We start from the raw sequence: 17,168 nt of genomic DNA, 5'->3' as shown, positions 1-17,168 counted from the left end.
CAAGGACCACGACCATGAGCAATGCCGCCCTGGCCACCGCGCCACAAACCCTCGAACTCGACATTCACCCGGTTGCCGGCCGTATCGGTGCCGAAATCCGCGGTGTGCAGCTGTCCGCTGACCTCGATGCAGCCACAATCGAAGCGATCCAGGCTGCACTGGTGCAGCACAAGGTGATCTTCTTCCGCGACCAGACCCACCTGGATGACCAGAGCCAGGAAGGCTTTGCCAAACAGCTCGGCGAACCGGTCGCCCACCCGACAGTGCCGGTGGTAGATGGCACCAGCTACCTGCTGCAGCTCGATGGCGCCGAAGGCCAGCGGGCCAACTCCTGGCACACGGACGTGACCTTTGTCGATGCCTACCCCAAGGCCTCGATCCTGCGCAGTGTGGTCGCACCGGCTTCGGGTGGCGATACCGTCTGGGCCAACACCGCTGCGGCCTATCAGGAACTGCCCGAACCGCTGCGCGAACTGGCCGACAAGCTGTGGGCGGTGCACAGCAACGAATACGACTACGCCAGCATCAAGCCTGATGTCGACCCGGCCAAGCTGGAGCGTTACCGGAAGGTGTTCACCTCGACCGTTTACGAGACCGAGCACCCGGTGGTGCGCGTGCACCCGATCAGCGGTGAGCGGGCGCTGCAACTGGGGCATTTTGTGAAACGCATCAAAGGCTATTCGCTGGCGGATTCGCAGCACCTGTTTGCGGTGTTGCAGGGGCATGTGACGCGCCTGGAGAACACGGTGCGCTGGCGTTGGCAGGCGGGGGACGTGGCGATCTGGGATAACCGCGCGACGCAGCATTATGCGGTGGATGACTATGGGACCCAGCCGCGAGTGGTGCGGCGGGTGACCTTGGCCGGTGAGGTGCCGGTTGGGGTGGATGGCCAGTTGAGCCGGATAACGCGTAAAGGTTGAGAATGCCGGGGCCGCTTTGCGGCCCTTTCGCGACACAAGGCCACAAAAGCACGGCGTACGCCGATCCCATGTGGGAGCGGCCTTGTGTCGCGAAACGGGGGCGAAGCCCCCGCCAGCTACAACTCGGTATCACAGGCAATCAACTGCCTGACCAGCCCCTGAGCCAACGGCGACAAGCCATACCCCACCCGGCTCACCACCCCATAGCGGGTATAGAACGATTCTTCCTGCTCGGGTGCCAGGTCCGCCAGCTGCAGCGCCACCAGCCCTCCATCACGCTGATACGGCCGCAAGTTGGCATTGCAGGCAATGCCGATGGTGTCCGAATGCATCACCACATTCAGCAGCGCATACCCGTGCTCGCACTCCACCGACGGCAGAAAGTCCTGCCGCCCGCTGAGGTCGCTGAGGATCTTGCGGATGTTTGGCGGGCGCAAGGTGGTAGCCAGCGGATAGTCGAACAGGTCTCGCGCCTGCACGGCCTCCTGCTCGGTCAGCGGGTGCCCGGTGCGGCAGCAGAAATGCCAGCGCTGTGGCGTCAGCTTGTGCACCTGGTAGTCCGGGTCGGACTCGAACTGGCGGGTGTCGGCGACAAAGAACTCGATCTCTTCGGCAACCAGCTTGCGGTTCAAGGCCTGCCAGTTGTCCACCTGGAAGCAGGTGCGCGCGGCCGGATACTCGGCCACGAAGCGCGCCACCGCTCGCGGCACCAGACCACCGGCTGGCGCAGGGCCGGAGCCAAAGCGCACCACGCCGGTTGTGGCACCGTTGAACTGGTGGATCTCGTTGACCAGGTTGTGCGCCCCATGCACCAGCCGCCGCGAGTGCTCCAGCACCAGCATGCCTTGGCGAGTCGGCGCCAGCTCCTTGCTGGCGCGGTCTACCAGGCGGCAGCCGATGTTGTGTTCGAGCGTCTGAATGCTGCGGCTGAAAGCCGATTGCGACAGGTTCACCGCAGCTGCCGCCGCAACGAAACTGCGGTGCTCGACCAAGGCAATGTAGTGGCGTAGCTGACGGAGATCGATATGCATTTTCTACATTAAAACCTTCGGTCAAATGCAATTGCTGACAAGGGTGAGTCCCCTTATAAAGGGTGTTACTTATTCCACTAAATATGAATTACATATATTTATATCACTTAAAAGAATATAAGCCCGACTGACCGCGATTCGGTTCCGCCAACGGAAATGCTCGCCAGGGCCCATGCCTCAAGGAGCATTTGCATGTCCGGACTTTCCCGTTGGCCTGCGCGCGCGTCGCGCTTCACCTTGCAACCCTTGGCCGCTGGCGTGCTGCTGGCGGCGTCCTCTGGCACCTTCGCCGAAGAGCCGGTCAGCGCCACCCCGGTGGTAGAACAGGAAGCCAAGCTCGGCACCGTCACCGTCAATGCCCGCCGCCGCGAAGAAACCGCGCAAAGTGTGCCCACGCCGATCAGCGTGCTCGACAGCGAAACCCTGGAAACCCAGCGCATCTACCGTGTGCAGGATCTGCAACAGCTGGTGCCCAGCACCAACGTCGCCTATGTACATGCCCGCCAGTCGAGCATTTCGATCCGCGGCCTGGGCAACAACCCGGCAAGCGATGGCTTGGAAGGCAGCGTTGGCATCTACCTGGACAACGTCTACCTCGGCCGCCCTGGCATGGCGGTATTCGACCTGCTGGACGTGGAGCAGCTAGAGGTGCTGCGCGGCCCGCAGGGCACGCTGTTCGGCAAGAACACTACGGCCGGCGTGCTCAACATCACCACGCGCAAGCCCACCTTTCACCGCGAAGGCAGCATCCAGCAGTCGATTGGCGAAGACGGCTACCTGCAGACGCAGGGCAGCTTTTCGGGGCCGATCAGCGAGACCCTGGCCGGGCGCATCAGCGCCTACCGCACCGAAGACGATGGCTATGTGAAGAACATCCACAACGGCGACGACCTCAATGGCGGCAAGCGCCAGGGCTTTCGCACCCAACTGCTGTTCAAACCCAGCGAAACCTTCAACCTGCGCTGGATCGGCGAATACAACGAAGAGGATTCCAATAACGGCATCCTCAGCCTGTACAGCACCGGCCCGACCATCAATGGCGTAAACCGCTACGAAAGCCTGGCTGCCCAGGCGGGTGCGACGCTGGTCACAGGCAAGGACCGCAAGGTCAATTTCGACGCCGACCAGCAGGTGACAGTGTTCCAGGGCGGCACCTCGGTGGAGGCCAACTGGACCTTGCCCAACGACTTCACCCTGACGTCGATCACCGCCTACCGCTGGTGGGACTTCACCCCGCGCAACGATGATGGCCTGAACGTGCCGGTGTTCTATAGCGCCGGGGTATCGGTGCGCGACAAGCAGTACTCGCAAGAAATCCGCCTGGCTTCGCCTACCGGTGGCGCTTTCGACTACGTGCTGGGTGCCTATTACTTCAAGCAGGACCTGGACAACAAGTCCTTCACTTACTACGGCCCGCAGGCGGATGTCTGGAACCTCACGCCTGCCGGGGCGCTGAACAACGTCAACACAATCGGTGATGGGCACATCGATACCGACAGCTATGCGCTGTTCGCCCAGGGCACCTGGCATGTCACCGACCGCCTGGACTTTACCGCCGGCATCCGCGGTACCTATGAAGAGAAGAGCGCCTGGGTAACCCGCGATGCACCCAGCGGCGGCGCCGCAGTGACCGGTGCTGCCGCCACCGCGCGCCAGGCCCGGATAGGGGCTTACGATTCGGGCGACCTCAACCAGTACAGCTTCAGCCCATCCGGCCTGCTGGGCCTGAGCTACCGCTTCAACGAGCAGTTGCTGGGCTACGCCACCCTGACCCATGGCGAGAAGTCGGGCGGTGTCAACCTCACCGTCGGGGCTGCGCCACGGCTGGGCACTGACTCGCTACTGGTCGGCACCGAGCGGGTCAACAACGCCGAACTGGGCTTGAAAAGCACGCTGTTAGACGGCCGTCTACAACTCAACACCAACCTGTTCTGGGCTGAAGTACACGGCTACCAGGCCAACGTCTACGACCAGATCAACCGCGTGCAGTACCTGGCCAACGCCGGCAGCGTGCGCTCGCGCGGCCTGGAGTTCGAAGCCACGGCACTGCCAATCCGCGGCCTCACGGTCAACTTCAACGGCTCGTGGAACGACGTGCGCTACACCGAGTACAAGGACGCCCCATGCCCGGCAGAGGTGAGCCTGGCCAATGCCACCGCCACCTGCGACTTGTCTGGCCACCAGGTGGTCGGCGCCTCCAAGTACATCGCCAACCTCAACACCCAGTACAAGTGGCAAGCCACCGACCATGTCGAGCCGTACGTCACCGCCAGCTACGCCTTCCGCTCGAAGGCGGTGGGCACCATCGACGATTCCGATTTCGGCCAGATCCCCAGCTACGCGCTGGTCAACCTTTCCGCCGGTGTGCGCCTGGATCAGGGCGACGGCGTGGTCGACCTGTCGCTGTGGGTGAAAAACGCCGGCGACAAAACCTACTTCACCAGCCTGTGGAACTCCGCCAACGGTGGTTATGCCGGCGTGCTTGGCACCCCGCGCACCTTCGGCGCCACCGCCCGTTACGATTTCTGAGCACAAGGAGCTTTGCCATGAATGCCAAGACCGAAACCCCTGCACTTCCTGAGGGCGCCTGCCTGACTGCCAAGGTCCCGGAGCGCGACGAAGCGTTGCTCGGCGACGTGGTGGTCAACCCGTACCGCCTGGCGCCGCTGACCGCGATCATCCGCGATGGTGGGCGCAGCCTGAGTGATGCGCATGTGCGTGTGCTGGGGCGTGGCGAGCGCGGCGTGGACATTGTCTATGACGTGTCTGACCGTTCGTTGTGGACCTACGGCGGTATCCCGGTATTCGGCCTGTACCCGGACCACGTCAACCAGGTAGAGGTGACCTACAAGCTCGATGGCGAGCGCATTCGCGAGGAGTATCAGATCTACGCCCCGGCCGTGCGCTTGCCGGTAGTGGCGAAGCAGACCGCTGCGTTGCCGGAGGTCGAGCCGATCAAGGTGGCGCCTGGGTTTGAGAAGCGCCTGTACCTGTTCAACCACCTGCTTGGCGACATTCCGGGCGGGCGTGCCTTCAAGTGGAATGCCCTCGGCGGCGCGGCAGAATGGGATCAGGTGGGCAACAACTGGATCGCCGACAGCAACGGCGATGTGCGTTGGTATCTGGATATCGAGCAGATTCACGATTCCAACCGCCGCGACGCCCTGGGCGGCACCATGGGCTTCCAGCAGACCCGCGACGGCAAGCTGATCTGGGGTCAAGGCCAGACCTATTCCAAGTACGACCTGCTCGGCCGGCGCATCTGGCAGCGCAGCCTCCCCGACAAGTTCGCCGACTTCTCCCATGAAATCCGCGAGACGGCCAACGGCACCTACCTGTTGCGGGTTGGCACCAGTGATTATCGCCGCCCCGACGGCAAGCGTGTGCGCTCGATCCGCGACCACATCATCGAGGTCAGCGAGGCCGGGGATGTGCTGGACTTCTGGGACCTGAACCAGATCCTCGACCCGTACCGTGGTGACCTGCTGGAGACCTTGGGCAAGGCGGCTATCCAGTTGCCGGAAGGGGTGCAGAAACAAGACGAGCGACTGGCCAACGAACTGGCCGAGGGTGACTTGCCCTTTGGCGACACCCCCGGGGTGGGCACCGGGCGCAACTGGGCACACGTCAATGCCATCGATTACGACGCTGATGACGACAGCATCATCGTTTCAGCACGGCATCAGGGTGTGGTCAAGATTGGCCGTGACAAGCAGGTGAAATGGATTCTCGCCTCGCCCCAAGGCTGGCCGGAGCGCCTGCGCGACAAAGTGCTGAAGCCGGTCGAAAGCGAAGGCTTCGACTGGTCGTGGACCCAGCACACGGCCTGGCTGACCGGCAAAGGCACGCTGACCGTCTTCGATAACGGCTGGGGGCGCGACTTTGCACCCACCAAGCTGACAGGCAACTACAGCCGGGCGGTGGAGTACCGTATCGACGAGGCCAAGGGCACGGTTGAGCAAGTGTGGGAGTACGGCAAGGAACGCGGCGACGAGTGGTACAGCCCGGTGACTTCGGTGGTGGCTTACCGGCCTGAGACCGATACCCAGTTCATCTACTCGGCTTCGGTGAATTTCCTGACGCCGGAGAAGCTGACCACTACCGTGCTCAATGAGGTGCGGCGTGGAACCCAGGAGGTGCTGGTGGAGCTGAAGGTACACAGCCGTCAGCCGGGCAGTGTTGGCTACCGGGCACTGGTGATCGACCTGGCCAGGGCATTCTGATTCATCCCCTCCGGGAGGGCCGTCGGTCCTCCTTTCACATTTCTTTCAGTTCATTCGTCTAACCTGTACCGGCCCTTTCGCGGGCACGCCCGCTCCCACAGGTACTGCACCGAACTCGAGACCGGTGGGGTACCTGTGGGAGCGGGCGTGCCCGCGAAAGGGCCGGTTGCCAGTACGCAAATGATGAATTTTCCGCCCGGCTGTTCAACCATTCGTTCTTTTTTTTGAACAGCCTATTGTCCTATACCCCAGCAGCCGCTTAGCATTCGTTTGAGATTTCAAACGCTCGATGCCCTGCCTTGGGCGCTTTTCAACAATCAACAATTCGGGAAGCCGACATGCAGCTCAAAGACGCTCAGTTGTTCCGCCAGCAAGCCTATATCAATGGTGAGTGGCTGGATGCGGACAACGGCCAGACCATCAAGGTGACCAACCCGGCCACCGGTGAAGTCATCGGTACCGTGCCAAAGATGGGCACCGCGGAAACGCGCCGCGCCATTGAAGCCGCCGACAAGGCCCTGCCGGCCTGGCGTGCACTGACCGCCAAAGAGCGTTCGACCAAGCTGCGTCGCTGGTTCGAACTGATGATCGAAAACCAGGACGACCTGGCTCGCCTGATGACCACCGAGCAAGGCAAGCCACTGGCCGAAGCCAAGGGCGAAATCGCCTACGCCGCCTCGTTCATCGAGTGGTTCGCTGAAGAAGCCAAGCGCGTTTACGGTGACACCATTCCTGGCCACCAGCCAGACAAGCGCCTGATCGTCATCAAGCAGCCAATCGGCGTTACCGCGGCCATTACCCCGTGGAACTTCCCGGCCGCCATGATCACCCGTAAAGCCGGCCCGGCCCTGGCCGCTGGCTGCACCATGGTGCTCAAGCCTGCTTCGCAAACCCCTTACTCCGCCCTGGCCCTGGTCGAGCTGGCGCACCGTGCCGGTATCCCGGCTGGCGTGCTGAGCGTCGTTACCGGCAGCGCTGGCGAAGTTGGCGGCGAACTGACCGGCAACTCCCTGGTACGCAAGCTGTCCTTCACCGGCTCGACCGAAATCGGTCGCCAGCTGATGCAGGAATGCGCCAAGGACATCAAGAAGGTTTCCCTGGAGCTGGGTGGCAACGCCCCGTTCATCGTGTTCGACGACGCCGACCTGGACAAGGCTGTCGAAGGCGCGATCATCTCCAAGTACCGTAACAACGGCCAGACCTGCGTCTGCGCCAACCGTATCTACGTGCAGGACGGCGTCTACGACGCGTTCGCCCAGAAGCTGGCCGCTGCAGTTGCCAAGCTGAAGATCGGCAACGGCCTGGAAGACGGCACCACCACTGGCCCGCTGATTGACGGCAAAGCTGTCGCCAAGGTTCAGGAGCACATTGAAGACGCCGTTTCCAAAGGCGCCAAAGTGCTGTCCGGTGGCAAGCTGATCGAAGGCAACTTCTTCGAACCGACAATCCTGGTTGACGTACCGAAGACTGCTGCCGTTGCCAAGGAAGAGACTTTCGGCCCACTGGCGCCGCTGTTCCGCTTCCAGGACGAAGCCGAAGTCATCGCCATGTCCAACGACACCGAGTTCGGCCTGGCTTCGTACTTCTACGCCCGCGACATGAGCCGTGTGTTCCGTGTTGCCGAAGCCCTGGAATACGGCATGGTAGGTATCAACACCGGCCTGATTTCCAACGAAGTGGCACCGTTCGGTGGCATCAAGGCTTCGGGCCTGGGCCGCGAAGGTTCCAAATACGGTATCGAGGACTACCTCGAAATCAAATACCTGTGCATCAGCGTCTGATAGCACGGTAAAGGCTTTACCTCTGCCAGCGGGGCGCGAGAGCGACGTCTCGCTGGCCTTTTTTACATCGCAGTACCTGGTGGCCAGGGCGTTTACGGCAGTCGATCAACGAATACTGTGCGCGAACACTCCCAGCCCCCCCGAATAAAAGCGCCATTCCTGTCGGCGCAATGAGGGCATTATGAGCAAGACCAACGAATCCTTGATGCAACGTCGTGTAGCTGCCGTCCCACGTGGCGTTGGCCAGATCCACCCGATCTTCGTCGACACCGCGAAGAACTCGACTGTGATCGATGTTGAAGGCCGCGAACTGATCGACTTCGCTGGCGGCATCGCAGTACTGAACACCGGCCACCTGCACCCGAAAGTGGTTGCAGCCGTGCAAGAGCAGCTGACCAAAGTCAGCCACACCTGCTTCCAGGTGCTGGCCTACGAACCCTACGTAGAGCTGTGCGAGAAGATCAACAAGCTGGTACCAGGCGACTTCGACAAGAAGACCCTGCTGGTCACCACCGGCTCCGAAGCCGTTGAAAACGCCATCAAGATCGCCCGTGCCGCCACTGGCCGTGCTGGCGTGATCGCCTTCACCGGTGCCTACCACGGCCGTACCATGATGACCCTGGGCCTGACCGGCAAGGTCGTGCCGTACTCCGCTGGCATGGGCCTGATGCCAGGCGGCGTGTTCCGCGCGCTGTTCCCGAACGAGCTGCACGGTGTGAGCGTTGATGAAGCCATCGCTTCGGTTGAGCGTATCTTCAAGAACGACGCCGAGCCTAAAGACATCGCCGCGATCATCCTCGAGCCAGTACAAGGCGAAGGCGGCTTCCTGCCAGCGCCGAAAGAGCTGATGAAGCGCCTGCGCGCCCTGTGCGACCAGCACGGCATCCTGCTGATCGCTGACGAAGTACAGACTGGTGCTGGCCGTACCGGCACCTTCTTCGCCATGGAACAGATGGGCGTTGCGCCTGACCTGACCACCTTCGCCAAATCCATCGCTGGCGGCTTCCCGCTGGCCGGTGTGTGCGGCAAGGCCGAGTACATGGACGCTATCGCTCCGGGCGGCCTGGGCGGCACCTACGCCGGTTCGCCGATCGCTTGCGCCGCGGCCCTGGCCGTGATCGAAGTGTTCGAAGAAGAGAAACTGCTGGACCGCAGCAAGGCCGTAGGTGAGCACCTGACCACCGCCCTGCGCGAAATCCAGAAGAAGTACCCGATCATCGGCGACGTCCGTGGTCTGGGCTCGATGATTGCGGTTGAAGTCTTCGAGAAAGGCACTCACACCCCGAATGCTGCTGCTGTTGGCCAGGTTGTTGCCAAGGCACGCGACAAGGGTCTGATCCTGCTGTCCTGCGGCACCTACGGCAACGTTCTGCGTATCCTGGTACCGCTGACTGCCGAAGACGCACTGCTGGACAAAGGCCTGGCCATCATCGAAGAGTGCTTCGCTGAACTCGCTTGATGTGACGCGCTTCTGAAAAAACCCGCCTCGGCGGGTTTTTTTTGTGCCCAGAAAAGCCGTAGGGCGCTATCGTTAGCGGAGGATTTGCTTTGGAAGCTGCGACGGAATGTGTGTCAGGCTATTCAGGAGTTGTTGGCGATGAGCGCTGCGAACCCCACCGCACCAAACGTACTGATTGTCGAGGGCGATCCCTGGGTACGTGACATGCTCAGCGAGATGCTGCTCAGCGTGCGCTGTGATGCCCGGCTTCAGGTATGCGCCGATGGGTCGCAAGCACTCAACCTGTTGGCCAACAAACCCGACCTGATCATCGCCGCGCGCGAACTGGCCGGTGTCGATGGCCTGGACCTGCTGCGCAAGGTCCGCGCCAAAGGGCCGGGGTTGCCGTTCATCCTCATGAGCAACCGCAGCGACAGCGCCAGTGTGCGCGAGGTGCTGCCCCTGCACCCCACCGCCTACCTCAGCAAGCCACTGAACCTGGACAACCTGCGCAAGCGCCTGGAAGAGCTGCTGGTGGCCGTTGGAGAAGAAATCGCCTGCCCGGTGCCGGCCTCGCAGGCAGGTGCCAGCCTGCCGGCCTACCTTGAGCAGCGCCGCGCTACCGCCGATGGCGGGCCGTTGCTGGCCGATGTGCAGCTTGCGATCAAGCGGGCACTCAACCCGCAGGGCTTGAACCTGAAGGTGCTTGAAGAGGAAGTGCGTAACGACCCTCAGGTTACCGCCGTCCTGATCGCGGCTGCCAACAGCGCCGCGCTGCACCGTGAAGCACCCGTGCAAACGCTGCTGCAGGCCCTGAACAAGCTTGGCAGTACCCAGAGCATGAACCTGATCCTGGGCATGACCCTCAAGCGCAGTGCGCGGCTCAGCGACCCGCTGCTGGCGCAGCACGCAGCCGGTTACTGGGACCTTTCACTGCATACGGCAGAATATGGCCGTACCTTGGCGCGCATGCTCGAGCTGGACCAAGGGCGTTGTTATTGCGCGGGGTTGCTGCATTGCCTGGGCGACCTGGCGGTATTGCGCTGCCTGCAAGAGTGGCGGTTGGCCGGGGGCGAGCTGGACGAACGCAATGTGCAGCATTCGCTGGATGAGTTCGGTGCGGCGTTCGGTTCGGCGCTGCGCACGCGCTGGCGCTTGCCGTTGGCATTGCGCGAGTTGATCGCGGCGATCTACCAGCTGGGCGGTGGCGTGTATTCGCGGGAGATCCTGGCGATGAACCTGGCCGGGCAGTTGTCGCGGCTGCCGGCCGAGCAGGGGCTGGAGAAGGTGGCGAACGGCAAGACGGCACGCTTGCTCAAGATTGGCCTGCCGGAGCTGAACCGGCTGCGCAAGGTGGACAACCCCGAGGTGAAGCCCCAGGAAGAGCCACCGGTGGCTGAGGCCGAAGTTTCCAGCTGAGAATTTGGGGCCGCGTTGCGGCCCTTCGCGGGCTTGCCCGCTCCCACAGGTTTCGCCTTGAATGCAGGGATATGCTATCCCTGTGGGAGCGGGCGAGCCCGCGAACACCGGCCCTAGCCGGTGCCATCCTCCGCGCAGCCTGATCAGCCGCAAACGATCTGGTTCTTGCCCTGCCGCTTGGCCTGGTACATCGCCGCATCGGCCCGGGCATACAGGCTGTCCAGCGCCACATCGTCTTCGGTGAGCTCGGTCAGCCCCTGGCTCACCGTCACCCCGTAGGTCTGCTCGCCATGGCTGAAGCTCAAGCGCTGGATTTCCCGCTGCAAGCGCTCGGCAATCTGCTCTGCCATCTGCGCATCGCAACCCGGGAACACTGCCGCAAACTCCTCGCCGCCAATGCGCCCGAACAGGTCGCCTCGGCGTAGCACGGCCTTGCCGCTGTCGGCGATGTGCTGCAACACCTGGTCGCCTTCCTGGTGGCCATAGCTGTCGTTGACGTGCTTGAAGTCATCGATATCCAGCAACAGGAAGGCCAGCGGCGTGCCGTCTTCGCGGGCACTGTCGAAGGCTTGTTGGGCGCATTCGAAAAAGTGCCTGCGGTTGCTGCTCTGGGTCAGCACGTCAGTGGTAGCCAGCCGCTGCAGCTCGCTTTCAAGCTGCTTTTTCTCGGTGATGTCTTCGGCAATGCCGACGATGATCACCCGGTCGTCCTCGCGTTGCTGGTTGATGTAGCACTTGTCGCTCAGCCAGCGCAGTTGGCCGTCGGCATTGAGGATGCGGTATTCGCGGTCTTCCACCGAACCCTTGAGCAGCACTTGGGCCAGGCTGCGCTCGGCGAACTCCAGGTCGTCGGGGTAGATGCAGTCGCGCCATTCGTTGTAATCAGCCAGTACCAGGCTCACCGGGCGGCCAAAGATGCGCTCGTAAGCGGGGCTTACGTACAGCACCTGGCGGGTTTCCCAGTCGAAGGCCCAGAGCACCGCATTGACGCTGTCGAGTAGTGAGCTGAACAGTTGGTCGCGCTCGCTCAGGCGGGCGACTTCGCCCTGGGCATGGAGCAAGGCCAGCAAGGTCTGGGCGGCTTCGGGGGGAGATGTACCGGGCAGGATCGTGGGGATGTTCTTGGCCATGTGCACGAATCAGGTCTCGACTTGAAAGCGTGCGGCCAGCATCCTGCCCGCCACGCGGGCGATGTGCAGTTTTGAGTGGGGACGGGGGGCGAAGTTCCGAACGGCACGCCCTGCAAAGGGGCGTGCCGACTAACGGCGGTCAGGCGCCGGTCGGGCGCAGGGAGTAAGTCTTGAGCTGCGCCGCGAAGTCGCGCAGGGCGTGGATGCCGCTGGTTTCGGCCTCGTGTATCCAGTCCTTCATGGCCGCCAGCATGTCGTGCCCGTTGGCGCTGGTGCGCGCCCAGATCTGCTGCAGGGCCAGGCGTTTTTCGTAAATGGTCTTCAGTGCCTGGCTATGGGCAAGCATGGACTCGATACGCACATGGTGGCGGTCTTCCAGCAAGCTGGTTTCGCGCGACAGCAGGCGCTTGGCACGGCGGAAGTGGTGACGCACCGACGCATCGACGCGGGCCAGTTCCTGTTTGACCAGCGGGCCGATGACCAGCTTGCGGTACTGGGCCATGATCTGAAAGCGGTTGTTGAGGATGGCCATGGCAGTGTCCATGTCCAGGCTGGCCTTGCCCGCCACCCGGTGGGCAATCGGCGCAACACGCTGCACCTTGGCCAGGCGCAAAAAGCAGAACAGGCGTATCCAGGCCCAGCCCATGTCGAACTCCCAGCGCTTGATCGAAAGCTTGGCCGAGTTAGGGTAGGTGTGGTGATTGTTGTGCAGCTCTTCGCCGCCGATGACGATGCCCCAGGGCACCAGGTTGGTGGCAGCATCGCGGCATTCGAAGTTGCGATAGCCGAGCGCGTGGCCCAAACCGTTGACCACGCCGGCAGCCCAGAACGGTATCCACATCATCTGTACCGCCCAGATGGTGATGCCGATGGTGCCAAACAGCAGCAGGTCGATCACTGCCATCAATGCGATGCCACCCAGCTTGTAGCGCGAGTAGAGGTTGCGCTCGATCCAGTCGTCCGGGCAGTTCTTGCCGTAGATGCGCAGGGTCTCGGAGTTGCGCGCCTCTTCGCGGTAAAGCTCGGCGCCCTTGCGCAATACGGTACCCAGGCCTTTGTGCACCGGGCTGTGCGGGTCGTCGGGGGTTTCGCACTTGGCGTGGTGCTTGCGGTGGATGGCGGTCCATTCGCGGGTGTTCTGCGCCGTGGTCAGCCACAGCCAGAAGCGGAAGAAGTGCTTGAGCGCGCCATTGAGCTCCAGCGCCCGGTGCGCGGAGTAGCGATGCAGGTAGACCGTGACGCTGACGATGGTCACGTGGGTCATCAACAAGGTGATGCCGACCAGTTGCCAGGCCGACAAGTCGAGCAGGCCGTAGTACCACATAGGTGTAAAAACCCTCGGAATGCAGGAGGAGGGGCTGATTATCCCTTGGCAGGGAAATAAAACCAGTCACCCGTTCAGATAGGAGGTCACGACATGTTTCAGCCTTTATAATGCCCATTCTTTTCTGAAGGGCTATCCCACCCGACATGTCTGTTTCTGTTCGCGACGCCTTGCGCATGGCTGCGCTGTATGTGGTGCTCTCGATCCTCTGGCTGGCGCTCGCCGAGGTGATGCTGCACGGCATGACTGACGACCCCCTGGCACTGACCGTGGGGCGGCAGATCAACGTGGTGCTCTGGGTGCTGCTCAGCGCCGTACTGATTTACGTGTCGCGGGTGCGCCTGCTCAACTTCATCGGCCATGGTGCGCGCTTGCGTTGCGCGGACCGCGAGCGGCTGCGCATGGCCGCCGCAGTGTTCGACAGTACCCTCGAAGGTGTACTGGTCACTGACCGTCAGGGCCTGATCGTGCACGTCAATCGCGCGTTCATGCGCATCACCGGCTACCAGCAGGACGAGGTCATCGGCCAGCGCCCGAACAAGTTCAAATCGGGCCGCCATGGCCTGGACTTCTATCAGCAGATCTTCGCCTCTCTGGCCGAGAAGGGTGAATGGAGCGGTGAAATCTGGAACCGGCGCAAGAGCGGTGAAATCTATCCGCAGTGGCAAACCATTTGCGCCATACGCGATGACGAAGGTGAAATCAGCCACTACGTAGCCGTGTTCAGCGACATCAGCGCGATCAAGCACACGGAGCAGGAGCTGGCCTACCTGGCCCACCACGACCCGCTGACCGGCCTGCCAAACCGCCTGCTGTTCACCGACCGTGTCGAGCAGGCGCTTGCGGCGGCCCAGGCCAACAAGCGTGGATGCGCCCTGCTGCTGCTGGACCTTGACCATTTCCAGAGCATCAACGACGGCCTTGGCCATACCATCGGCGACCAGTTGCTGAAACTGGTGGGCGAGCGCCTGACCGAGAAATTGGGCTCCGGTGTGACCTTGGCCCGCTTGGGCGGCGACGAGTTTGGCGTGCTGGCCGAGGGCTGCCAGCAGGTCGGCCAGGCGGGCAAGCTGGCGCAGTGCATCATCGAGCGCATGCGCGAGCCGTTCCTGTTCGATGGTCACCGGCTGTTCATCAGTGTCAGTGCGGGTATCAGCCTGTTCCCCAGTGACGCCTTGAGTGCCGAGCAGTTGCTGCGCAATGCCGACGCGGCGTTGTACAAGGCCAAGCACAATGGGCGAGCGTGCTATGCGCTGTATACCGAAGAACTGACCGCTCACGCTCAGCATCGGGTCGAGACTGCGGGCGAGCTGCGCCGGGCGTTGGAGCAGGACGAGCTGCGGGTGTTCTTCCAGCCGGTGCACGACCTGGCGACAGGCAGCAAGATCGGGGTCGAGGCGCTGGTGCGCTGGCAGCACCCCCAGCGCGGGCTGGTGCCGCCGGGCGAGTTCATCCCGATTGCCGAGCGAACCGGGCTGATTGCCGAGATCGATGCCTGGGTGCTGCGCCAGGCCTGTCGGCAAATGGTGCAATGGCAGGCCGAAGGCCGGCAGCTGGAATTTGTGGCGGTAAACATCTCCAGCCGCCTGTTTGGCCAGCACGAACTGTACCGGCAAGTAGCCGAGGTTTTGCATGAGACGGGCCTGGCTCCTGCCCTGCTGGAGCTGGAAGTGACCGAAAGCGCGGTGATGGAAGACCCGGAAGTGGCGCTGGAGCAACTGCACCGGTTGCGGGAGCTGGGGGTGACCCTGGCCATCGACGACTTTGGCACCGGCTATTCGTCGTTGCTGCGGCTCAAGCGTTTGCCGGTGCAGAAGCTGAAGATCGACCAGGGCTTCGTTGCCGGGTTGCCGCTGGATGAGGATGACATCGCGATTGTGCGGGTGATCATCGCCCTGGCCCGCAGCATGGGCATGCAGGTGCATGCCGAAGGCATCGAGCAGGCGGACCAGGCCAGTTTCCTGCTTCAGGAGCACTGCCAGCTGGGGCAGGGGTACTGGTTCGGGCGGCCGGTGCCGGCTGGGGATCTTCGCTGGGATTGAGATCTTGGGGCCGCGTTGCGGCCCGATCGCGACACAGGGCCGCTCCTACATGGGTATGCGGTCGCCTGTAGGAGCGGCCTTGTGTCGCGAAAGGGCTGCAAAGCAGCCCCAGCATTCAACGCTTGTTCAAGCCTTTCGCCAGCCTGTCCCCACCCAGCTGTATCAACGCCACCAATGCCACCAGCATGGCGATCACGGTCAGCATGATCTGGCTGTCGAAACGCTGGTAGCCATACCGGTAGGCAATATCTCCCAAGCCCCCGGCACCAATTGCCCCGGCCATGGCCGAGGAGTTGATCAGGGTCACAAGGGTAATGGTGAAGCCCCCCACGATGCCCGGCAGCGCCTCGGGCAGCAGCACGTGCCAGACGATGTGCCAGCGCCGGCAGCCCATGGCCTGCGCGGCTTCCACCAGGCCATGGTCGACTTCGCGCAGGCTGACCTCGGCTATCCGCGCAAAAAACGGCGTGGCGGCAATGGTCAGCGGCACCACCGCCGCCCACACGCCGTAAGTGGTGCCTACCACCAGGCGGGTGAAGGGGATCAGCGCGACCATCAGGATCAGAAACGGGATCGAACGGAACAGGTTGACGAAGGCGCCCAGCACCCGGTTCAGCAGCGGCGCTTCGAAGATTCCGCCCTTGTCGCTGGTGACCAGCAACACAGCCATCGGCACCCCCACCAGCAGGGCAATCAGCGACGACACGCCGACCATCAGCAGGGTATCGAGCAAGCCTTGCAGCAGGCGATCAAACCACATGGCCCAGTACCTCCACGTCCTCGGCCCAGCGACGGGCGCGCTCCAGCAGCTGATGGGTGTCGTGCGGCGAGTGTTGCACCGACAGGATCAGTTGCCCCAAGGCATGCTCGCCAATGGTTTCTACGCCGCCCTGCAGCAGGCGCACGCGGCCGCCCAGGTCGTGGAACAGGGCAGACAGTTCGGGCTCGCCAAGCAGGGTGAGTTTCAGCACCACAGCGCTGTCGCGGCTTACCGGGCTGGCCCGCAAGCTGGCTTGCAGCGCCGCTGGCAACCTGGCCTGCAACGGCGCAAGCAGGGTGCGGGTGACCTCGTGGCGTGGAGCGCCGAACACCCGCCAGACATCGCCCTGCTCGACCACTTCGCCGCGCTCCAGTACCACCACCCGTTGGCAGATATCGCGGATCACCGCCATTTCGTGGGTGATCAGCACGATGGTCAGGCCCAGGCGCTGGTTGATGTCGCGCAGCAGCTCAAGGATCGAGGCGGTGGTTTCCGGGTCGAGCGCCGAGGTGGCCTCGTCGCACAGCAGAATTTCGGGGTCGTGCACCAGCGCCCGGGCAATGCCCACACGCTGCTTCTGTCCACCGGAAAGCTGCGCCGGGTACACGTGGTGCTTTTCCTGCAAGCCGACCAGCTCCAGCAGCTCGCGCACCTTGCGCTGGCGCTCGGCCTTGGCAACGCCGGCCACCTTCAACGGCAGCTCGACGTTCTGCCACACGGTCTTGGCCGACATCAGGTTGAAGTGCTGGAAGATCATGCCGATGCGCCGGCGCAGCGCCACCAGGTGGTCCTCGTCGAACGGGGCGATGTCCACCTGGTCGATCAGCACCCGGCCCTGGCTGGGCTGCTCCAGGCGGTTGATGGTACGCAGCAGTGAAGACTTGCCGGCGCCGCTGCGGCCGATGATGCCGAAGATCTCGCCATGGCGGATGTTCAGGTCGATGCCTTGCAAGGCCGGTTGTGCCTGGCCAGGGTAGGTCTTGCCCAGGCCGATGAAGCGCACATGGGCTTCATTGACCTCCGGGCGCAGGGCCTGTTCCTTGACCGTTGGCGGCAATGGTTGTGGTGTAGGCGCCCTGAGCGCGCTGGCCTGGCTCATG

At 62.9% G+C, this 17,168-nt stretch carries 12 protein-coding genes; 7 read left to right on the top strand and 5 right to left on the bottom strand.

The window, feature by feature from the left end:
• Positions 1–14 precede the first annotated feature (14 nt).
• A complete protein-coding gene (locus P0Y58_01230; protein ID WEK30842.1) occupies positions 15–920 on the top strand; it encodes a TauD/TfdA family dioxygenase in 906 nt (301 codons plus the stop codon).
• A gap of 116 nt (positions 921–1,036) precedes the next feature.
• Here the strand turns inward: P0Y58_01230 and P0Y58_01225 are convergent, their stop codons facing one another.
• Positions 1,037–1,951, bottom strand: coding sequence for a LysR family transcriptional regulator (locus tag P0Y58_01225; protein ID WEK30841.1), 915 nt, complete (start codon positions 1,949–1,951; stop codon positions 1,037–1,039).
• A gap of 192 nt (positions 1,952–2,143) precedes the next feature.
• On the opposite strand from P0Y58_01225, the gene P0Y58_01220 reads away from it, so the two are divergent.
• The 5 genes from P0Y58_01220 to P0Y58_01200 all read left to right on the top strand — a co-directional run bounded on the left by P0Y58_01220 (position 2,144) and on the right by P0Y58_01200 (position 10,812).
• Entirely contained in the window at positions 2,144–4,480 is a 2,337-nt protein-coding gene (locus P0Y58_01220) for a TonB-dependent receptor (GenBank protein WEK30840.1), read from the top strand.
• 17 nt (positions 4,481–4,497) lie between these two features.
• Entirely contained in the window at positions 4,498–6,174 is a 1,677-nt protein-coding gene (locus tag P0Y58_01215) for an aryl-sulfate sulfotransferase (protein ID WEK30839.1), read from the top strand.
• A gap of 338 nt (positions 6,175–6,512) precedes the next feature.
• Entirely contained in the window at positions 6,513–7,955 is a 1,443-nt protein-coding gene (gene gabD / locus P0Y58_01210) for an NADP-dependent succinate-semialdehyde dehydrogenase (GenBank protein ID WEK30838.1), read from the top strand.
• 181 nt (positions 7,956–8,136) lie between these two features.
• The gene (gabT, locus tag P0Y58_01205; protein WEK30837.1) at positions 8,137–9,414 is read left to right on the top strand and encodes a 4-aminobutyrate--2-oxoglutarate transaminase; all 1,278 of its coding nucleotides are present in this window, start codon (positions 8,137–8,139) and stop codon (positions 9,412–9,414) included.
• A gap of 138 nt (positions 9,415–9,552) precedes the next feature.
• Positions 9,553–10,812: a response regulator gene (locus P0Y58_01200; protein WEK30836.1), complete on the top strand. Its 1,260-nt coding sequence runs from the start codon at positions 9,553–9,555 to the stop codon at positions 10,810–10,812.
• Between the two features lie 143 nt (positions 10,813–10,955).
• Here the strand turns inward: P0Y58_01200 and P0Y58_01195 are convergent, their stop codons facing one another.
• Together P0Y58_01195 and desA are read right to left on the bottom strand one after the other, a co-directional pair.
• Positions 10,956–11,942, bottom strand: coding sequence for a sensor domain-containing diguanylate cyclase (locus tag P0Y58_01195; GenBank protein ID WEK30835.1), 987 nt, complete (start codon positions 11,940–11,942; stop codon positions 10,956–10,958).
• A 139-nt stretch (positions 11,943–12,081) separates the two neighbouring features.
• Positions 12,082–13,266 carry a delta-9 fatty acid desaturase DesA gene (gene desA, locus P0Y58_01190; GenBank protein ID WEK30834.1) on the bottom strand — a complete coding sequence of 395 codons (1,185 nt, stop codon included), beginning with the start codon at positions 13,264–13,266 and terminating at the stop codon, positions 12,082–12,084.
• A gap of 146 nt (positions 13,267–13,412) precedes the next feature.
• On the opposite strand from desA, the gene P0Y58_01185 reads away from it, so the two are divergent.
• The gene (locus tag P0Y58_01185) at positions 13,413–15,308 is read left to right on the top strand and encodes an EAL domain-containing protein (protein ID WEK30833.1); all 1,896 of its coding nucleotides are present in this window, start codon (positions 13,413–13,415) and stop codon (positions 15,306–15,308) included.
• 115 nt (positions 15,309–15,423) lie between these two features.
• Here the strand turns inward: P0Y58_01185 and P0Y58_01180 are convergent, their stop codons facing one another.
• Together P0Y58_01180 and P0Y58_01175 are read right to left on the bottom strand one after the other, a co-directional pair.
• The gene (locus P0Y58_01180) at positions 15,424–16,068 is read right to left on the bottom strand and encodes an ABC transporter permease (protein ID WEK30832.1); all 645 of its coding nucleotides are present in this window, start codon (positions 16,066–16,068) and stop codon (positions 15,424–15,426) included.
• On the bottom strand, positions 16,058–17,167 hold the full coding sequence (locus tag P0Y58_01175) for a methionine ABC transporter ATP-binding protein (GenBank protein ID WEK30831.1): 1,110 nt from the start codon (positions 17,165–17,167) through the stop codon (positions 16,058–16,060). Before P0Y58_01175 ends, P0Y58_01180 begins: the two co-directional genes overlap by 11 nt.
• Between the last annotated feature and the right edge of the window lies 1 nt (position 17,168).

This window comes from Candidatus Pseudomonas phytovorans (assembly GCA_029202525.1).
GTDB lineage: Bacteria > Pseudomonadota > Gammaproteobacteria > Pseudomonadales > Pseudomonadaceae > Aquipseudomonas > Aquipseudomonas phytovorans.
The sequence above is the reverse complement of the archived record's forward strand: the minus strand, read 5'-3'. Positions and strand labels throughout refer to the sequence as shown.